12 protein-coding genes are annotated in these 17840 nt (G+C 61.7%); 10 read left to right on the top strand and 2 right to left on the bottom strand.

Going from position 1 to position 17840, the window contains the following annotated elements:
* Position 1 precedes the first annotated feature (1 nt).
* Together eutC and IVB48_RS08370 are read left to right on the top strand one after the other, a co-directional pair.
* Positions 2–787, top strand: a complete 786-nt coding sequence (gene eutC / locus IVB48_RS08375; RefSeq protein ID WP_247399311.1) for an ethanolamine ammonia-lyase subunit EutC — start codon at positions 2–4, stop codon at positions 785–787.
* A gap of 206 nt (positions 788–993) precedes the next feature.
* The gene (locus tag IVB48_RS08370; protein ID WP_247399310.1) at positions 994–3360 is read left to right on the top strand and encodes an MMPL family transporter; all 2367 of its coding nucleotides are present in this window, start codon (positions 994–996) and stop codon (positions 3358–3360) included.
* A 122-nt stretch (positions 3361–3482) separates the two neighbouring features.
* On the opposite strand, the gene IVB48_RS08365 is transcribed toward IVB48_RS08370, so the two are convergent.
* On the bottom strand, positions 3483–3980 hold the full coding sequence (locus IVB48_RS08365) for a hypothetical protein (RefSeq protein ID WP_027516853.1): 498 nt from the start codon (positions 3978–3980) through the stop codon (positions 3483–3485).
* Between the two features lie 460 nt (positions 3981–4440).
* Between IVB48_RS08365 and IVB48_RS08360 the strand changes: the two genes are divergently transcribed.
* The 6 genes from IVB48_RS08360 (at position 4441) to IVB48_RS08335 (ending at position 10625) form a co-directional block, all read left to right on the top strand.
* Positions 4441–4674 carry a hypothetical protein gene (locus tag IVB48_RS08360; RefSeq protein WP_007593627.1) on the top strand — a complete coding sequence of 78 codons (234 nt, stop codon included), beginning with the start codon at positions 4441–4443 and terminating at the stop codon, positions 4672–4674.
* Positions 4675–4868: 194 nt separating this feature from the next.
* A complete protein-coding gene (gene hpnC, locus IVB48_RS08355) occupies positions 4869–5753 on the top strand; it encodes a squalene synthase HpnC (protein WP_247399308.1) in 885 nt (294 codons plus the stop codon).
* Complete coding sequence (gene hpnD / locus IVB48_RS08350) at positions 5743–6582, top strand: presqualene diphosphate synthase HpnD (RefSeq protein WP_247359919.1); 840 nt, start codon at positions 5743–5745, stop codon at positions 6580–6582. Before hpnC ends, hpnD begins: the two co-directional genes overlap by 11 nt.
* Complete coding sequence (gene hpnE / locus IVB48_RS08345; protein WP_247359918.1) at positions 6582–7835, top strand: hydroxysqualene dehydroxylase HpnE; 1254 nt, start codon at positions 6582–6584, stop codon at positions 7833–7835. Before hpnD ends, hpnE begins: the two co-directional genes overlap by 1 nt.
* Before the next feature lie 76 nt (positions 7836–7911).
* Positions 7912–9879 (top strand): squalene--hopene cyclase, encoded by a 1968-nt coding sequence (gene shc, locus IVB48_RS08340; RefSeq protein ID WP_247399305.1) that lies wholly within the window; start codon positions 7912–7914, stop codon positions 9877–9879.
* Positions 9876–10625, top strand: a complete 750-nt coding sequence (locus IVB48_RS08335; protein WP_247399302.1) for a phosphorylase — start codon at positions 9876–9878, stop codon at positions 10623–10625. The genes shc and IVB48_RS08335 overlap by 4 nt, the downstream gene beginning before the upstream one ends.
* 21 nt (positions 10626–10646) lie before the next feature.
* Here the strand turns inward: IVB48_RS08335 and IVB48_RS08330 are convergent, their stop codons facing one another.
* A complete protein-coding gene (locus IVB48_RS08330; protein ID WP_247399300.1) occupies positions 10647–11567 on the bottom strand; it encodes a hypothetical protein in 921 nt (306 codons plus the stop codon).
* Positions 11568–11759: 192 nt separating this feature from the next.
* Here IVB48_RS08330 and IVB48_RS08325 point away from each other — a divergent pair, with 192 nt between their 5' ends.
* Together IVB48_RS08325 and IVB48_RS08320 are read left to right on the top strand one after the other, a co-directional pair.
* Positions 11760–12053: an RHS repeat domain-containing protein gene (locus IVB48_RS08325; protein WP_247399297.1), complete on the top strand. Its 294-nt coding sequence runs from the start codon at positions 11760–11762 to the stop codon at positions 12051–12053.
* Between the two features lie 137 nt (positions 12054–12190).
* On the top strand, positions 12191–17776 hold the full coding sequence (locus tag IVB48_RS08320) for an RHS repeat-associated core domain-containing protein (RefSeq protein ID WP_247399295.1): 5586 nt from the start codon (positions 12191–12193) through the stop codon (positions 17774–17776).
* Positions 17777–17840: the final 64 nt, after the last annotated feature.

Below are 17840 nucleotides of genomic sequence, written 5' to 3'. Positions count from 1 at the left end.
CATGTCTGATCCGGCCACCCCGCGTCGCCCGACCCTCGATCTGCGGTCGCTCACGCCTGCGCGCGTCGCGCTCGGGCGCAGCGGCGCGAGCCTGCCGACGCGGGCACTGCTCGATTTCACGCTGGACCATGCCCGCGCCCGCGATGCCGTGCATGCCGTCTTCGATGCGCCGCGGCTGGTTGCGGATCTCCGCGCGCTTGGCCTCGTCGTCACCGAGGCGAACAGCCGGGCGGTCGATCGCAGGGACTATCTGCGGCGGCCCGACCTGGGCAGACGGCTCGATGCCGGATCAATCGAGGCCCTGGCGCGGAGCGCTTCGGAGCCGTGCCGACTCGCGGTCGTGATTGGCGATGGGCTGTCAGCGGCGGCGGTCCACGCCCATGCGGCCGCGCTGGTGATGCGCCTGCTGCCGTTGCTCGCAGCCGACGATGGTGTCGCGATCAGCCATGTCGTCGTCGCCTCAGGCGCGCGCGTCGCGCTCGGTGACGAGATCGGCGCCATTCTCGACGCGCGCATGGTCGCGACGCTGATCGGCGAGCGGCCGGGCCTGTCGGCGCCCGACAGTCTCGGCGCCTATCTGACTTTCGCCCCGAAGCCGGGCCGCACCGATGCCGAGCGCAATTGCGTGTCGAACATCCACAAGGCCGGGTTGAGCTATGACGAGGCGGCCTTCAAGATCGCCTGGCTGGTCCGCGAGGGGCTCGCGCGGGAAGTGAGCGGTGTGGCGCTGAAGGACGAGAGCGCGGACCGTCCGCCGCGTCGAATTGGCACGGCTTTGCCCGAATGAAGGGCATTAAGGCAAAATCGCCACATCTTGATCGATTCGGCCACACTCCGCCTGCTTGCGAGAAGGGTGATTGACCTGCTAAACCCCTCGCGGCGATTTTCTGCGCATTTTCAAAGGGCAAGCCTCCCATTGGTATGGCATTTTCAAGCCGTTCGCGGGGCGCGACAAGCTCACAGACCCGAGCCGATTTAGGAACTGGACAAGGCATGCTCGAAAAGCACAGCGAGAGTGAGGTTCATGTCGACAAGGTCGAGCAGGGACCTGCGTCCTCGATCGCCTTCGGGCTGGAGCGCATTGGGCTGTTCGCAGTCCGGGCGCCCATCGTCTCCTGCATCGTCCTGCTCTTCCTGATCGTCGGCGCCGTGTTCGGCATTCACCGGATCAAGATCGACGATTCGCTGTCGCAGCTGTTCCGGTCCAACACGCCGGAATTCCGCCAGTACGAAGCGGTGACCAAGAAGTTCCCGGCCGAGGAATTCGACGTTCTCGTCGTAGTCGAGGGCAAGACCCTGCTGGCGCGGAACAACCTCGAGAAGCTGCGCGACTTCGTCACCGACATGCAGCTGGTCGAGGGGACGCGCGGACTGGTCTCGCTGTTCTCCGCGCGTCAGGCGCCGGCGCCGGGCAAGCTTCCCGCCGCGCTGTTCCCGCCCGAGCTGCCCGAGGGCGCGGCCTATGACAAGTTCATCGAGGGCGTCAAAGCCAACGAGATCATCCGCGGCAAGCTGTTGTCCGAGGACGGCACGCTGGCGCTGATCGTGCTGTCGCTCGATCCGGAGGTGGTCGCCTCCAATAAGCTGACCAAGACCGTCGCCGACATCCGCGCGCTGATGAAGGAAGACCTCGGCGACACCGGGCTCAACGTGCAGCTGTCCGGCGTGCCGGTGATGCAGCTCGAGATCCGCAATGCGGTCGAGCGCGACGGGCTCACCTACAACATCCTCGGCATTCTCGCCGGCTGTGTCATTGCCATCATCTTCTTCCGCAAGATCTCATTCATGGTGGCGGCCGCGTTCCCGCCGATGATCGCGATCCTGCTGGCGCTCGGCGCGCTCGGCTGGGCCAATTTCAATCTCAACATGTTCCTGAACGTGATGACGCCGCTCATCATGGTCATCAGCTTCTCGGACTCGATGCAGCTCACCTTCGCCGCGCGCGACCGGCTGATCGCAGGCCAGGACAAGTTCACCGCATTCAAGAACGCGGTGCTGGTGGTGGGGCCGGCCTGCGTCCTGACGCACGGCACCGCCGGCATTTCCTTTATCGCGCTCCAGTTCTCCGACTCCGATCTGATCCGCAAGTTCGGCGAGGCCGGTCTCGCCGCCACCATCATCGCGCTGGTCGCGGTGTTGTCGCTGGTGCCGGTGTTCGGCGTGCTGTTGGTGCGCAACGAGAAGGTCTTTGCGACCAAGTTCCAGACTGCGGATGCCGGCGTGCAGGCGCTGCGTAATTTCTGCTACTGGATCGCGGTGCGCATGGTGGGCCGTCCCGGCCTGTTCAGCCTGATCGCCGTGGTGTTCGTGGCGGGCCTCGGCGTCATCTACGCCAATCTGGAGCCGCGCTACCGGCTCGCCGACCAGGTACCGGACAAGCGCCAGGCGGTCGCTGCCAGCGACCGGCTCGACGCCAAGCTCACCGGCGCCAACCCGGTCAACGTTCTGATCCAGTTCCCCAAGGGTGAATCGCTCTATTCGCCGGAGACGCTGCAGACCATCGCTGACGTGCACGCGACGGTGGAGAAGGCAGCCGGTGTCGGCAATGTCTGGTCGGTTGAGACCCTGCGCCGCTGGCTCGCGGACAAGGCCGGCAGCGCCGACGTCGCGACCTTGAAGGAATATGTCAGCGTCATTCCGGAGCATCTGGTGCGCCGGTTCATCGATGCCGAGCAGGACGCCGTCGTGGTCGCAGGTCGCGTGCCGGACAAGGATTCCAGCCAGCTCCTGCCGATCGTCGACAAGCTCGATTCCGAGCTCGACGCCGTCCGCAAGAAGCATCCCGGCTATGAAGTGGCGGTCACGGGTCTTGCCGCGATTGCCGCGCGCAACTCGGCCGGCATGATCGAGAAGCTCAACCGCGGGCTCACCGTCGAATTCGCGCTGGTCGCGATCTTCATCGGCCTGGCCTTCCGGTCCTGGGTGGTGATGTTCGCCTGCATCCTGCCGGGCATCTTCCCCGTCGTGATGTCGGGAACGGTGCTGTGGGCGATGGGTGAGGGACTGCAATTCGCCAGTGTCGTGGCTCTGACCGTTTCGTTCGGCCTGGGCTTAAGCGCCACCATCCACTTCCTCAACCGCCTCAGGCTCGAGAGCAAGCCGGGCGTCGGCTCGGCGCTCGCGGTGGAGCGCGCGACCGTGCTGGTGGGCCCGGCATTGATCCTGACCACGCTGGTGCTCGCCTGCGGTCTCGTCGTCACGGTGTTCTCCGACCTGCCGTCGCTACGGCTGTTCGGCTGGCTCAGCGCCTTCTCGATGGTCATGGCGCTCGTCGCCGATCTCTTCATCCTGCGGCCGACGGCGATGTGGCTGATCAATTTGCACGCCAAGCTTCAGGGCACCGACAAGCCGGCGATCTGAGCGGCTTCATTCATAAGACATGAAATCGGCGCGGTCCGGACGATCGCGCCGCGTCTCCGAAAAACAACAAAGCCCCGGTTCGCGAGAACCGGGGCTTGCTGCTTTCGAAGCGGTAAGAGCTGTCAGCCCTTTGTCATCGTGATGTTGACGCCGCGAATCTCGCCCTTGGATGAGATCTGCACCGTCTGCTTGGTGCCATTGGTGCGCAGCGACAGATTGGCGGCAAAGCCGTTGGCCTCGACGAACACCTCGATCTGGCCGCCACCGGCGGTGCCCTGGAGATTGCCGAAGATGTTGCGGTTAGTCTCGCTCCAATTGCCGGAGATCCGCTCGCCCTGGCTGGTCACGTCGCTGGTGAGGTCGAACTTGTAGCTGTCGGACGCGCAGTGCAGCGCCTGCTTGAGGCTGAGACCGGTGCCGGCAACCTTGTAGTCGGCCTTGCAGCGGATGCGCTCGGTGGAGCCGTCGGACAGCGACACCGTACCCGTGCCGGTCCACGCGCCCTCGAAACCTGCAAACGGTCCGGACGACTGAGCCTGACTTGTCGAAACCGAGAAGAGCAGCACTGCGCCGATGCCGGCCGCCTTGATTGCCAGTTCAGATCGCCCAAAGAATTTCATCTTCAAAATATCCCGTTTTCGAACGACGTCCGCTTGTCACCAAGGACGTCTCGCCACATCGAAGGTTTAGTGTTCCGAGCTTGTGTCAGGTTCAATGGCCGGCCGCCCACATGTCGGCATCGCGAAGCGCACTTTCCATAGTTGGCGTCGGATTCTCTGCGTTTCGGCATGTTTCTGGCGCCCAAGGCGGGATGGAGAGATGCAGCTCTGCAACAGGTGCGCAGCAAAACGCGGCGCACCTGGATTATGACGTAGTATCAGTCTCTTACATTTGCCAGAGAAGGCGCAGGGAAGACCTGATTTGGTGGACGTGGCGCCAATTTGGCCGCATTTGCCAGTGCTTGTGCCTTCTCCGAGGCCGCTACTCCCGCGGCGACTTGCCATCAGAACAATCCGTTCCGGTCGTCGCCCAGTGCTGCCCGGGATAGGTGCGATTCTGCCGTCAGAATGAAGGAATACAATGCGTAAGCTTCTCGTCGCTCTCACCTTGCTGTCGGCCTCCCTCTCGACCGCAGCGTTCGCCCAGCAAGGGCGCGGCACCGACGCCGAGCAGAAGGCCTGCTCGCGCGATGTGCAGAAGCTCTGCCGTCCGGTCATCGACCAGGGCGATTTCACCATCCTGGCCTGCCTCAAGGAGAACCGGGCCAAGATCTCGCAGGCCTGCGACCAGGTCCTGAAGAACCACAACCAGTAAGCTCGGCCACTGGCCCACAAAAAGGCGGCCCCGGGGCCGCCTTTTCGGACCTGATCCGCGAAGGGCAGCCATCGAGAGACAGGATTGGTTTTGCGGCCGTATTCCCCTATATGGGGGCCGCGGCGGCATCGCCGGCACGGGCTAGCGCGAGCGAAAAAGCCCTTCCTGTCCAAACGATTGTAGACCAGCCCTCGATGACCTCTGCGAGCGAATTGCGATCCGGCAAGGGTGAGCGCGACGAGAATTTTCCCGTCGCGTCCTGGATCATTCATCCGCGTCATCGCGCGCTGATCCTGGCGTATTACAATTTCGTCCGCACCGCCGACGACATCGCCGACCACGCCACGCTGCCGCCGGATAAGAAGCTCGCTTATCTCGACCTGCTCGAGGCGGAATTGCTCGGCACCGGCGACACCCAGGCCGAGGCCGTCAGATTGCGGCACGCACTGGCCGAACGTGGCATGGCGCCGCGCCACGCGCTCGACGTGCTCATCGCGTTCCGTATGGACGTGACCAAGTTGCGCTACGAGAATTGGGACGAGGTCATCCATTATTGCCGCTACTCGGCGATGCCGGTCGGCCGCTTCATGCTCGACGTCCATGGTGCGAGCACCTCCACCTGGGCCGCGTCGGATGCGCTCTGCGCAGCGCTGCAGATCAACAACCACCTTCAGGATTGCGGCAAGGATTTCCGCGAGCTCAACCGCGTCTATCTGCCGCGCGACGCGTTGGCCGCGAGTGGCGCCTCGGTCGAGCAGCTCGGACTGGCGCAGTCGCCGCCGGCGATGCTGGCCTGCCTTCAGGCTCTCGCCGTGCGCAATGAAGCGCTGCTGGACGAGGGCAGGTCGCTCAGCGCGGAAATCAGGGATTTCCGCCTCGGCGTCGAGGTCTCGGTGATCCAGGCCTATGCCGACCGCATCGTGCGCCTCTTGAAGGTGCGCGATCCCTTGCGCGAGCGCGTGCACCTGAACAAGCTCGAGCTCCTCACCTTCAGCCTCGCCGGCATGATCGGCGAAGTCGGCCGCCGCGCGGTCGGACGCAAGGCCATTTCCAGACCGGGGGCTGCACATGACGCTTGAGGCGACCTCGCCCAGCGCCAATTATGGCTCGACCGCATCCGGCAGTTCGTTCTACGCCGCGATGCGCATCCTGCCGCACGACCAGCGCGAAGCGATGTTCCAGATCTACAGCTTCTGCCGGCAGGTCGACGACATCGCCGATTCCGACGGTCCGCGCGACGAGCGGCTCGCCGCGCTTCAGGCGTGGCGCAACGACATCGATGCGCTCTACCAGGGCAATCCGCCGCCGCGGCTGAAGGACTACGTCGCCTCGGTGAAGACCTTCGGCCTCAAGCGCGAGGATTTCCTCGCGATCGTCGACGGCATGGAGATGGACGTGCCGCAGGACATCCGCGCGCCCGACATGGCGACGCTGGATCTCTATTGCGATCGCGTCGCGAGCGCCGTGGGGCGGTTGTCGGTCCGGGTCTTCGGCCTGCCGGAAGAAGACGGCATCGAGCTCGCCCATCATCTCGGCCGCGCGCTCCAGCTCACCAACATCCTGCGCGACATCGACGAGGACGCGGGCCTCGGCCGGCTCTATCTGCCGCGCGAAGCGCTGCTGCATGCCGGCATCACCTCCAACGATCCGGACCGCGTGATCGTCGAGCGCGCGCTGCCGAAGGTCTGCCTGCCGCTGGCGCAGCGCGCAAAGGTGTATTTCGAGAAGTCGGACGAGATCATGAACCGCAACCGCCGCCGCGCGGTGCGCGCGCCGCGGATGATGTCGAAATACTATCATGCCATTCTGGATCTCCTGATCGCGCGCGGGTTCAACGCGCCGCGCGAACCGGTGCGTGTGTCGAAGGTCACACGCATCGCCATTCTGCTCCGTTACGCTCTCATCTGATGCAAAAAACAGCTCACATCATCGGTGCTGGAATCTCCGGCCTTTCCGCCGCTGTGCGGCTTGCCAATGCCGGCTTCAAGGTCGCCGTGCACGAAGCGACGCAGCAGGCCGGCGGCCGTTGCCGTTCCTATTTTGACGGCGCCACCAATCTCACCATCGACAACGGCAACCATCTGCTGCTGTCCGGCAATAGCCATGCGCGCGCCTATGCGCGTTCGATCGGCACCGAGGCGGGCCTCGTCGGTCCGGAGCGCGCGCAGTTTCCCTTCGTCGATCTCAAGACCGGGCAGCGCTGGCAGATCGACCTCGGCGACGGCCGGCTCCCGACCTGGGTGCTCGACGAGAGCCGCCGCGTCCCCGACACTGGGCTGACCGATTATCTGAAGCTGGCGCCGTTGATCTGGGCATCGGAAGAGACGCTGGTCGGCAAGTCAATTCCGTGCGAAGGCGTCCTCTATCAGCGCCTGGTGCAGCCGCTGCTGCTCGCGGCGCTCAACGTCGATCCCCCCGAAGGCTCGGCGGGGCTCGCCGGCGCGATCGTGCGCGAGACGCTGCTCGCCGGCGGGCAGGCCTGCCGTCCCCTGATTGCGCGCGACGGGCTCAGCGCGGTACTGATCGAGCCTGCCGTGACGTTCCTGCAGGAGCGCGGGCACAGCGTTCAGCTCGGCCATGAGCTGCGCTCGTTTGCGACCCATGACGGCAAAGTCGGCGCGCTGAATTTCGGCGGCGAGGATGTGATCCAGATCGGCGCGGGCGATGTCGTCGTGATGGCGGTGCCGCCGCGCGCTGCCTCCAACCTGCTGCCGGGCCTGAAGACGCCGACCGAATTCCGCGCCATCGTGAATGCGCATTTCCGCGTCGAGCCGCCGGCGGGATCGGCTCCGATCCTCGGCGTGATCGGCGGCGTCGTGGAATGGCTGTTTGCGTTCCCGAACCGGCTGTCCGTCACCATCAGCAACGGCGATCGTCTGGTCGACATGCCGCGCGAGGAACTCGCGCAGGCGATCTGGAACGACGTCTGCAAGGCGGGCGGTGTTTCCGGCGAGCTGCCCCCCTGGCAGATCGTGCGCGAGCGCCGCGCCACATTTGCGGCGACGCCGGCGCAGAATGCCCTGCGTCCAGGGCCGGTCACTGCGCTGAAAAACCTGTTTCTTGCAGGCGATTGGACTGCTACGGGATTGCCTGCAACCATCGAGGGATCGGTCCGATCCGGTGATCGCGCCGCCGATCTGGTTCTGGCCGCCAAGGGATAGTGACAGGCGGCCCTGACGGGCATTTGTCCCGGTCAATTTCGGCCCATTCAATCGACTATCGGAGCAATCGAGCGAGATGGATTCCGTGAACGCGACCAGCCGCGAAGCCCAAGAATTCAGGAACTTGGAATCGAGCATTGCGTCGGCCACCGGAGGCGTCCTCGGCTTCCAGCAACCCGACGGCCATTGGGTATTCGAGCTCGAGGCCGATTGCACGATTCCGGCCGAATACGTCCTGCTGCGCCACTATCTCGCCGAGCCGGTCGATGCCGTGCTCGAAGCCAAGATCGCCAATTATCTTCGCCGCGTGCAGGGCGCCCATGGCGGCTGGCCGCTGGTGCATGACGGCGAATTCGACATGAGCGCCAGCGTGAAGGCGTATTTCGCGCTGAAGATGATCGGGGATTCCATCGACGCACCGCACATGGTCCGTGCGCGCGAGGCGATCCATTCCCACGGCGGCGCCATTCACAGCAACGTCTTCACGCGCTTCATGCTTGCGATGTTTGGCGTCGTGACCTGGCGCGCGGTACCGGTGCTGCCGATCGAGATCGTGCTGCTGCCGTTCTGGTCGCCGTTCCACATCAACAAGATTTCCTACTGGGCGCGGACCACCATGGTGCCGCTGATGGTGCTCGCAGCGCTGAAGCCGCGGGCGAAGAATCCCAAGGGCGTCGGCATCGACGAACTGTTCCTGCAGGATCCGCGCTCGATCGGCATGACCGCCAAGGCGCCGCACCAGAGCATGGCGTGGTTCGTGCTGTTCCGCGCGCTCGACGGCATTTTGCGCGTGGTCGAGCCCGTGTTTCCCAAGAGCCTGCGCAAGCGCGCCATCGACGCCGCGCTCGCCTTCACCGAGGAGCGGCTCAACGGCGAGGACGGCATGGGCGCGATCTATCCGCCGATGGCCAACATCGTCATGATGTACGACGCGCTCGGCAAGGACGAGAACTTCCCGCCGCGCGCGATCACGCGCCGGGGTATCGACAAGCTGCTCGTGATCAAGGACGACGAAGCCTATTGCCAGCCCTGCGTCTCGCCGGTGTGGGACACGACGCTAATCGCGCACGCGCTGCTCGAAGCCGGCGGTGACAAGGCGGTGCCGGCGGCCAAGCAGGGTCTCGACTGGCTGATCCCGAAGCAGGAGCTTGAGGTGAAGGGCGACTGGGCGGTGAAGCGGCCCGACGTGCGCCCGGGCGGCTGGGCCTTCCAGTACAACAATGCCCATTATCCCGATCTCGACGACACTGCGGTGGTCGTGATGTCGATGGACCGGATGCGCCGGGAGCACGGTGCGACCGGCTATGACGCCGCGATCGACCGTGCCCGGGAGTGGATCGAAGGCATGCAGAGCGACGACGGCGGCTGGGCTGCCTTCGACGTCAACAATCTCGAATATTATTTGAACAACATCCCGTTCTCGGACCATGGCGCGCTGCTCGATCCGCCGACCGAGGACGTCACCGCGCGCTGCATCTCGATGCTGGCCCAGCTCGGCGAGACCGCGAAGACCAGCAAGCACGTCGCGGACGGGATCGCCTACCTCCGCAAGACCCAGCACCCCGAAGGGTCCTGGTACGGCCGCTGGGGCATGAACTTCATCTACGGAACCTGGTCGGTGCTGTGCGCCCTCAACATGGCCGGCGTCCGCCACGACGATCCGATGATGCGCAAGGCGGCCGGCTGGCTGGCCTCGATCCAGAACCAGGACGGCGGCTGGGGCGAGGATGCCGTCAGCTACCGGCTGGACTACCGGGGCTGGGAGGCCGCCCCCTCGACCGCCTCGCAAACGGCATGGGCCTTGCTTGCCCTCATGGCTGCTGGCGAGGTTGATCACCCGGCCGTCGCCCGCGGGGTGGAGTACCTGATTGCAACACAGAACGAAAAAGGACTGTGGGACGAACAGCGGTACACCGCCACAGGCTTTCCCCGTGTATTCTATCTACGATACCATGGTTATCCGAAGTTCTTCCCGCTGTGGGCATTGGCGCGGTATCGGAACTTGCGGAACACCAACAGCAGGGTGGTAGGGGTCGGAATGTGACTTTGGGGACGGGGGACTATCTTACCGCGGGTCAAACCGTTGATCCGCGGCCGATATTGATCGTGACTGGACTGGTTCAGGAGGCCCGAATCGCGGCCGGGCCCGGCATGGCGGTCATTTGCTCATCGAGCAGCCCGACCCAGTTGCGGGCGCTGTTGACGGTGCTGGATCCCGAGACGATTCGCGGTGTGATCTCCTTTGGCGTGGCCGGCGGGCTCGACCCGACGCTGCGCTCCGGCGACGTCGTGCTGGCGACCGAGGTGCTCGCGGGCGATACCCGCTGGGCCGCTGGCCTCTCGCTCGGCGACGACCTGATCGACCGCCTGACGTCCGGACGCCGCCGCGTGGTGCGCGGCAGCCTCGCCGGTGCCGAGGAAGTGGTCACGGGGCGGTCCTGCAAGGCGGCGCTGCATTCGGAGACGGGAGCGGCCGCCGTCGACATGGAAAGCCACATCGCGGCCGCCTACGCCGCCGAGGCCGGCTTGCCGTTCGCCGCGGTCCGCGTCATCAGCGATCCCGCCCATCGCGCGCTGCCGGCGCTCGCCCGCGCCGCCATCAAGCCGAACGGCCAGATCGACGTGCTGGCCGTGCTGCGCGGCATCGCGCGCAACCCGACCGCGCTGCACGGACTGGTCTCGACCGGCCTCGACTTCAACCGCGCGCTGCGGAGCCTGCGCGGCTGCCGCGACTTCCTGATCGGGACCGAGCTCCTCGACAGCGAGGCGCTGGTCGCAGAGACGGTCTGAGCGGGATTTTTAAACTGAACCTCACTGGTCTCGACCGCGATGATCGATCCAGCCGTAGGTATAGATGGACATATCTGGAGCACCCGTCGGCCCGTACGCACGCCAGCGAATCTGTGCTGACGTGGTGGTGCGCTTGTTGAAATCTCCCGCCAGGAATTGACCGGGGGCCTGGGCCCACAGTGACGCATTTCGTGAGCCGGTATTCCCGAGAACAGCGACGTCCGCTTCATCGAGGGACGTGAACAAAACACCGTTTGCCGAAGTGCTGGGATTTATGGCGCCGTGAAACAAGGCGTTCACCTGAACACCAGAAGGCACGCCATTGAGTGCGGTCACGTTTCCGGTCGCGTTGGTTATGGGCGCGGCTCCCAACTCAACGACGTTTGCCGACCATATGAATTCATCGCCCACCTGGGTGAACAACAACCAGTGTGCCGCGCCATCGGTCTTCATCGATCCGATGCGACGCTGCTTTGTGTAGCTCGCGGGTAAAGTCGGCACCGTTGCGGATAGCGACGTAAGCACGTCGACAACGCCGGTGTCAGTTCTTTCTATCACAAAGACATGATACCAGGTGTTGTTCGCTATCGCGCCCGTGTCCAACGAGCCCGCCGCGGATCCGACTGCCCAAGCCCCAGTGTTTTTGGACAACGGCGTCGCCAATTTCAGGAAGGTCGTCGTGTCGTCGGACGTCGCGACCCCGACCGCTACACCAAAGCTCGCAGCTCCGCCCGCTGTTGAAAGCGTGAGGCCGCTTAAATAGCTCCTTGGTGAAATCGCGCTGCTCAAACAAGTTACAAGAGCGTTGAAATTACCCATCACCTGCGTCGCGTCGGCATTGGCGCCGTTTGTCAGGTTGTTGGGGACGGTGCAATTCTGGGCGAACGCATTGCCACCGAAAATCAACGAAAGAAAAATCGCGCCAAAGAAGCTACGGAGCATTCGACTATTCCTGTCAATTAAAACGAGTATTTATAAACGTATCACTTTTAGATTGATCGCGCCAGCTTCTTCATGTTAGAAAACTACACGGTTTGATTGAAGCGCGTTGAAGGTTCTGTGACGTTCTGAAGGGCATGCAGCCATGAGAGGATGCGTCCTGCAAGCCTCAACATGAGAATGTGGAGTGAGACGATGGTGTCATCGTTCGGTCGTAGCGTCATTGTTGCTTTGGGCGCGCTTTGCTTCGCTTCGGTTTTCGGAGTCGTGAAATTCGCAGAAGCGGCCAACGGGTCCGTCGCCTATACGTACGACGCGCTGGGGCGAGTGACGACCGCGAGCTACGACACGGGTGTTTGCATTGTCTATGCCTACGATCCCAACGGCAATCGTCTGTCTGAAACGATTAACGTCACGGCCACAGGCGCCGCCGGCGTCTGGGGTTGCTTCAACTGGAATGCAAGCGGCGGCGCGAAATGGGGCAGCTAACTTCCTTCCGCAAAGGTCAACTTCTGATCGAACCAGGACTCGTATTTTGTGAGAGCAGGCAAATGGCGTCTTCGCGCTGTCCCTCCTTACTTCGCGGAATGTTAATCTCACTCTCCGCCATCCATCTTTGGAGAGCCATGTCGGTTGCAGTTGCCATCGTCGCGCTGCTGGCCGGTCCGCTACCGCAAGTGAGAGCTCAGACAGCAAATTCGCTTCCGACATTTCTATTAGCTAAACCGATCGAGAGTTCAATTGAGAGCGCAGATGTGACCTTGCGCGCCAGGATGTCAGGGACATCAGCCCTGCCCGAGCCGGTCCATGCAGCGACGGCCCCGCAACAATTCTCGACATCCCCGTCTGCGACAAGTTGCGCTGTCGGATCAACGCAGCCGGTGGAGATCGCGACCCTCGCAGCGTCGCTCAAATGTGACATCGACCTGATTTTCGAATACGTCTACAACAACATCGAATACGAGCCACTATTCGGAAGCAACAAGGGAGCGCTCGGAACATTACTCGACCAGCGCGGAAGCGATCTTGATCAAGCCCAGCTATTTACCGCGTTGTTGAGCGAATCCGGATACAGTCAAAGCCAATTTTTGGCCGACGCCGGCGGATCACAGGATAGCGTCTCGATCTGGAATTTAAGTAGAGCGAACATTCGCAGCGATCTGACCAAATACGCCAATAGCCTGATCAACTATATCAAGGCAACTAACCCTGCCTGGACTTTGAGCGACGTGGTTGGTGGAAAGACGATTCAATATCTCACTGGGTCGCCGAAGCGCGAGACTACCCTCCCAAATCTTTCGCAGCTTCAACCGTCTGGCTTTCCGCAGAACTGGGGCGCTTTGGTACCCAATGCGTACAGGACCTGCTTCACGATCTCGATGCCCGGCGTCACGCCCACACAATGCGGGGCGACTTCGGCCCAGACGATCCAACTATACGCAGATCAAACTTACGGACATCGGGTTACGGTGTTTTCGACCCCTAGTGGCAGCAACTACATTCCAACTCTGTTGATCGACGGAGCTCTGCCTCCGAACGGACAAAACACGGGTCCTGCCGCGGCACCTGGCACGACTTGGAACTTGTCTATTTGTATTCTGCATCCATACACGTCGCCCGACTTCAATGTCTGTCATACGAGCCCCGTTACCGACGCAAAGGCTCTAACGGTTAAGGCGGGCGGCTCGTATTTGATTGGAGCGGGTTGGGGACAAGTCGGTCGCGGGATGATCGAGAAGCATCGGACGTTGTTGTCAGAGGCGCGCGCCACGGGAAACAGCCCCTCGTCCGAGCTGGTTCTGGGTGAAGCTCTTGCAATGACCCATTATACTTGGCTTGCAGAGGCGGCCGCCGAGCAACGGTTAGGCGATGCCATCGCGAAAACAACCACACAATATCATCATGGTGTAGGCATCAGCGCCCAGGCACAAATTCATAACAAGAATCTAGTGGGTCCGTACGTTGACTTGCCGCTTAATTCCCTAACGGTCCAACCCCAGACGAGTTACATCGGCAGTGGTTTTCCCCGGAATGCCGTTGGACATTTTTATACAGACATTGGCGCTATGAGTTCGCTGGAGTCCGCGGTCCTGGAGCAGACTCAAGCGTTGACAACGGGCATTCAAGCCGCGTCAACCGTACGCCTCGTAGACATGAACGTCGCGACGGGCGCGAAAACGTTTTTTGCGGACGGTACGACGTCCGCAGGAGTAGCGGCATACTTTCAGCCGGGAACGGGCATCCGTGCGAGCTTGGTTGGATATTCCCCAGCCGATTTGTCAGCGATTGACTGCGCGGTCTCCACAACCTGCATGGCGTCTGGATCTCCGACCGGCTCTCAACTCCTCTTGCCAGCGAACGGTAATATAACCGTGAGCCAGTGGCAAGGTGCTGGGTATACGATAAGCCGCCAGACTGGCACGACAATCGAAGTCACGCAGAGAATCAGCGGAGGCCTAAGCGGCGGATTTTCCGGGGATCCGATTAGCTCTTCCGCTTATGTCGAGAGCGTCGAAACGGAATTCCCTCCCACTCCCGCCATACCGGCTATTCCCCCGGCAGTATTTGCAAATGATCCAGCGCCCAACACGCCGACAATCTCAGATCCCGTGGACGCAGTAACGGGGGCTTACATCTATCAGCATGACGATTTGAGAACCGGCGGCGGCGTCTTCCCTTATGCTTTGTCCTTTGGCAGGACCTATGTCTCGGCCGCAAACCTTGTTGATGCTGAACTCGGCTACGGCTGGACACACAACTTCAACATTCAGGCCACTCGCACCAGCAATCCGCTGGCCGGCTTTGGAGAAAGCTCGCCCATCAGCGCTGCTGCGGCCATTGCCGCCATTTATGTATCGCAAGATCTGCTGGCCAGTTCCAAGAACGCCCAAAATTTGACGATCGGCTGGGTCATCGCGCGCTGGCTCACCGACCGACTAACCAATAATTCGGTCATCATTTCCTGGCCGGGTACAAGCGAAGAATTCACTCTGCTGCCACATGATGAGGGCAGCCAGACGGCTCTCTACAACTCGCCCCGCGGCTCCGCCGTGATTTTAACCGGCTCTGTACCCGACCAATACGGCAACTACACAACGTTTGCATATCGCAACAAGGATCAGTCTTTGTTGACGTTCAATTCGGTGGCCTCTGGCTCCGAGGGCCAGATCGCCAATTGGTCGTTTCCCAACGGTATGAGTCTTGGCTTCCAATACGCCTATAGCTTTAACGGCACGAGCTACCTTTCCAGTGTGGCGAATAGCATCGGCCGCACGCTCACGTTCAATTACTCAGGAAGCCATCTCAGTTCAGTAGTGGACGACACCGGCCGGGCCGTAAGCTTTGCATATGACACCAAGAACAATCTCAGCAGCGTCACCGATCCGCTTCAACTTACGACAAACTTTCTTTACGACGGCGCCAATCGCTTAACGCAAGCGAATTATCCCGCGACTGGAGGACCATTCTTCACGAATGTCTACGATGCCCTGGGTCGTATCAATCGACAAGGAAATGCCAACGGCAATTTCTCGACATTCTACGTTGGAGGAACCCGGACCGAGTTCGTCGACGCAATTGGCAACCGCCACGTCACTTATCAATCGCCGAGAGGGAAGATCCTGAAAGACGTTGCTGTTCTGAATAACAGCGCCATTGGAAACATCTACAATGACACCTCTCAGCAAGACGGCATCGTCAACGTCACGACCAAGGAATACGATGGCCTGGACCGGCTGACCCGGACAGTTGCCTCGGAGGGAGGCAGCGTTGTCTACAGCTATGACAGTAACACCAATGTTCTAGCCACTACCTTGAATTCCAAGTTTGGACCCTCGCCTTCTCCGCAGGTGACGTCCTACACTTACGATCCTGTCTTCAACAAAGCGACCAGTATCACCGATCCGCTTGGGCTCGTCACCGCTATGAATTATGCCCCGCCGACCGGAAACCTTGTCTCCTCGACTTCCGATGTCGGCGGATCACCACACTTCAACGCGACGCAAGTCTACTCCTACAGCCCCATAGGTCTGCTTGTCAGTGCCACCGATCCGCTCGGCACGGTCACGACATTTGGTTACGACAATCTCGGAAATCAAACCTCCGCTGTCCGCGATGTGGGCCTCGGCCATCTCAACCAGATCACCTCGTTTCGGTACAACACCAAAGGCGACCTTATCTACGTAGCCGACGCCAGAGGAAACACGACGACGAATGCATTTGACGCCAACCGACGCCTTGCGTTGACAACGAATCCTAGCGGGCTGACCACCGTCTTTAGCTACGACCAGAATGGGCAAATCATTCAAACGCAGAAGTCTGCGAATCAAGTGACGCTTCGAACGACCAAATCCACTTACACGCCGACTGGAAAAGTCGCGGCCAGCACCGACGCGAACGGAAATACCACCAATCTGTCGTATGATCTGGTCGATCGGCTAGCGAGCGTAACCGACCCGATGGGGCGCGTGACAAGCTACGGCTATGACGCCCTCAGCCGGCAAATCTCGGTCTCCAATCCTGCGATCCAGAGCGCGCCGCTCCTCCAAGAAACGTATACACCAGACGGACTGCTGGCCAGCCTCACGGACGCTAATAGTCATACGACCAGCTTTGCTTATGACGGACTGGACCGGCTCGCCACCACGACCTATCCGCTCGGCAACCCGGAAACCTTCACCTACGACGCCGATAACAATATGCTCACGCGCAAGACGCGGGCAGGCCAGACCATCAGCTTCACCTACGACACGCTGAACCGGGTGAAGACCAAGACGTCGCCCGCACCAGCTCCCCTGGTGACCTATGGCTATGATCTGGCGGGACGGCTGACCAGGGCCAGCGACACCAGCGCGGCGATTACGGCGGCCGCGTCGCCTTCAGGGCCATTTGTTGCAAGCTACAGCTATGACGCGATGAACCGGCCAATCTCGGTGAGCTGGACACCGGCGCCGGCGCAGGCCACGCCCACCGCCAGCAGCGTCACCTTCGGCCATAGCTACAACAAGGCCAACCAGCGCGTCGGGCAGACGGTGACCGACAATAGCTGGCTCAACTATCCACCCGCGGCGAGCACCACCAGCTACGCCGCCGACTCATTGAACCGTTACACGATTGTCGGCGCCATGTCGCCCACTTACGACAGTAACAGCAATCTCACCTCCGACGGCACTTTTTCGCTCGGCTATGACTCGGAGAACCGACTGGTCTCGGCCAACGGCGCCGGCAACACCGCCACCTATACGTTCGACGCGCAGGGCCGGCGCAAGACCAAGACCGTGAACGGCACGACCACCGTGTTCGTCACCGACGCGGACAATCGCGAGGTGCTGGAATACAACGGCAGCACGGGCGCAATCCAGCGCTGGTACGCGTACGGTCTCGGACCGAACACCGTGCTGAACCAGATGAACGTTCCGGCGGCGACCCGCACGACACTGGTTCCGGACATGCTGGGCTCGATCGTCGGTTCGCTGGATTCAAGCGCGACCAGCCTGGCGAAGGTCGGCTATCTGCCGTATGGCAAGAGCGGCAGCGCGGGACCGTTTGGGTTTACGGGGCAGCGGGTCGATACCGAGACCGGCGGACTCTACTACTATCGCGCACGGCAATATTCGCCGGCGTGGGGGCGCTTCTTGCAGGCGGATCCGATAGGCTACAATGGCGGGGCTCATCTGTATGCCTATGTCAAAAACGATCCGCTAAATCTTTTCGACCCCTACGGTTATTGTCCGTGTGTCGCCGTGCCAGTCTACTATGGCTTAATGGCCGCCGTGGGCGCCGGCACAACCTATTATGGGGCTAAGGCTCTGAACGACACGACGCGGATGGTGCCAAACGTTCTAAACAGCAATTCGGCTGAGCCGAAGCCGGTTTACGTTGATCCGGAAAAATATCCTGAATCGGCAGGTCATGTTCAGGATGCACAGAACGCTGGCGCGCCCGATGTCGTGACAGTTGATCGGGGAGGCGCCGCCGGACGCAGGAAAGAAGCGCTGGCTGGAACGACACCTCAATCAGGCACCGATCGCGACGAATATCCGCCGGCGGCTGCCACTGAAGGCGGAAGCGGCGCGAGTGTCCGGCCGATTGATTCGTCCGACAATCGAGGTTGGGGCGGGTCATTCGGCGGTCAGATAAGGGACGTTCCCGATGGCGGCCAAGTCAAAATCATCGTCGGGCCTAAGCCCTCGAACTTCGAAGGTTTGAAGTGAACGAGCTTCGGAAGAACATGCTCCCTATGATAGAGTAGGACGTCGTCGAGTTGTTACGAGAGTG

Origin of the sequence: Bradyrhizobium sp. 76, assembly GCF_023073025.1 — a bacterium.
In the GTDB taxonomy this organism is placed as follows: Bacteria; Pseudomonadota; Alphaproteobacteria; order Rhizobiales; family Xanthobacteraceae; genus Bradyrhizobium.
This window is presented reverse-complemented; position numbering and strand designations above follow the sequence as displayed.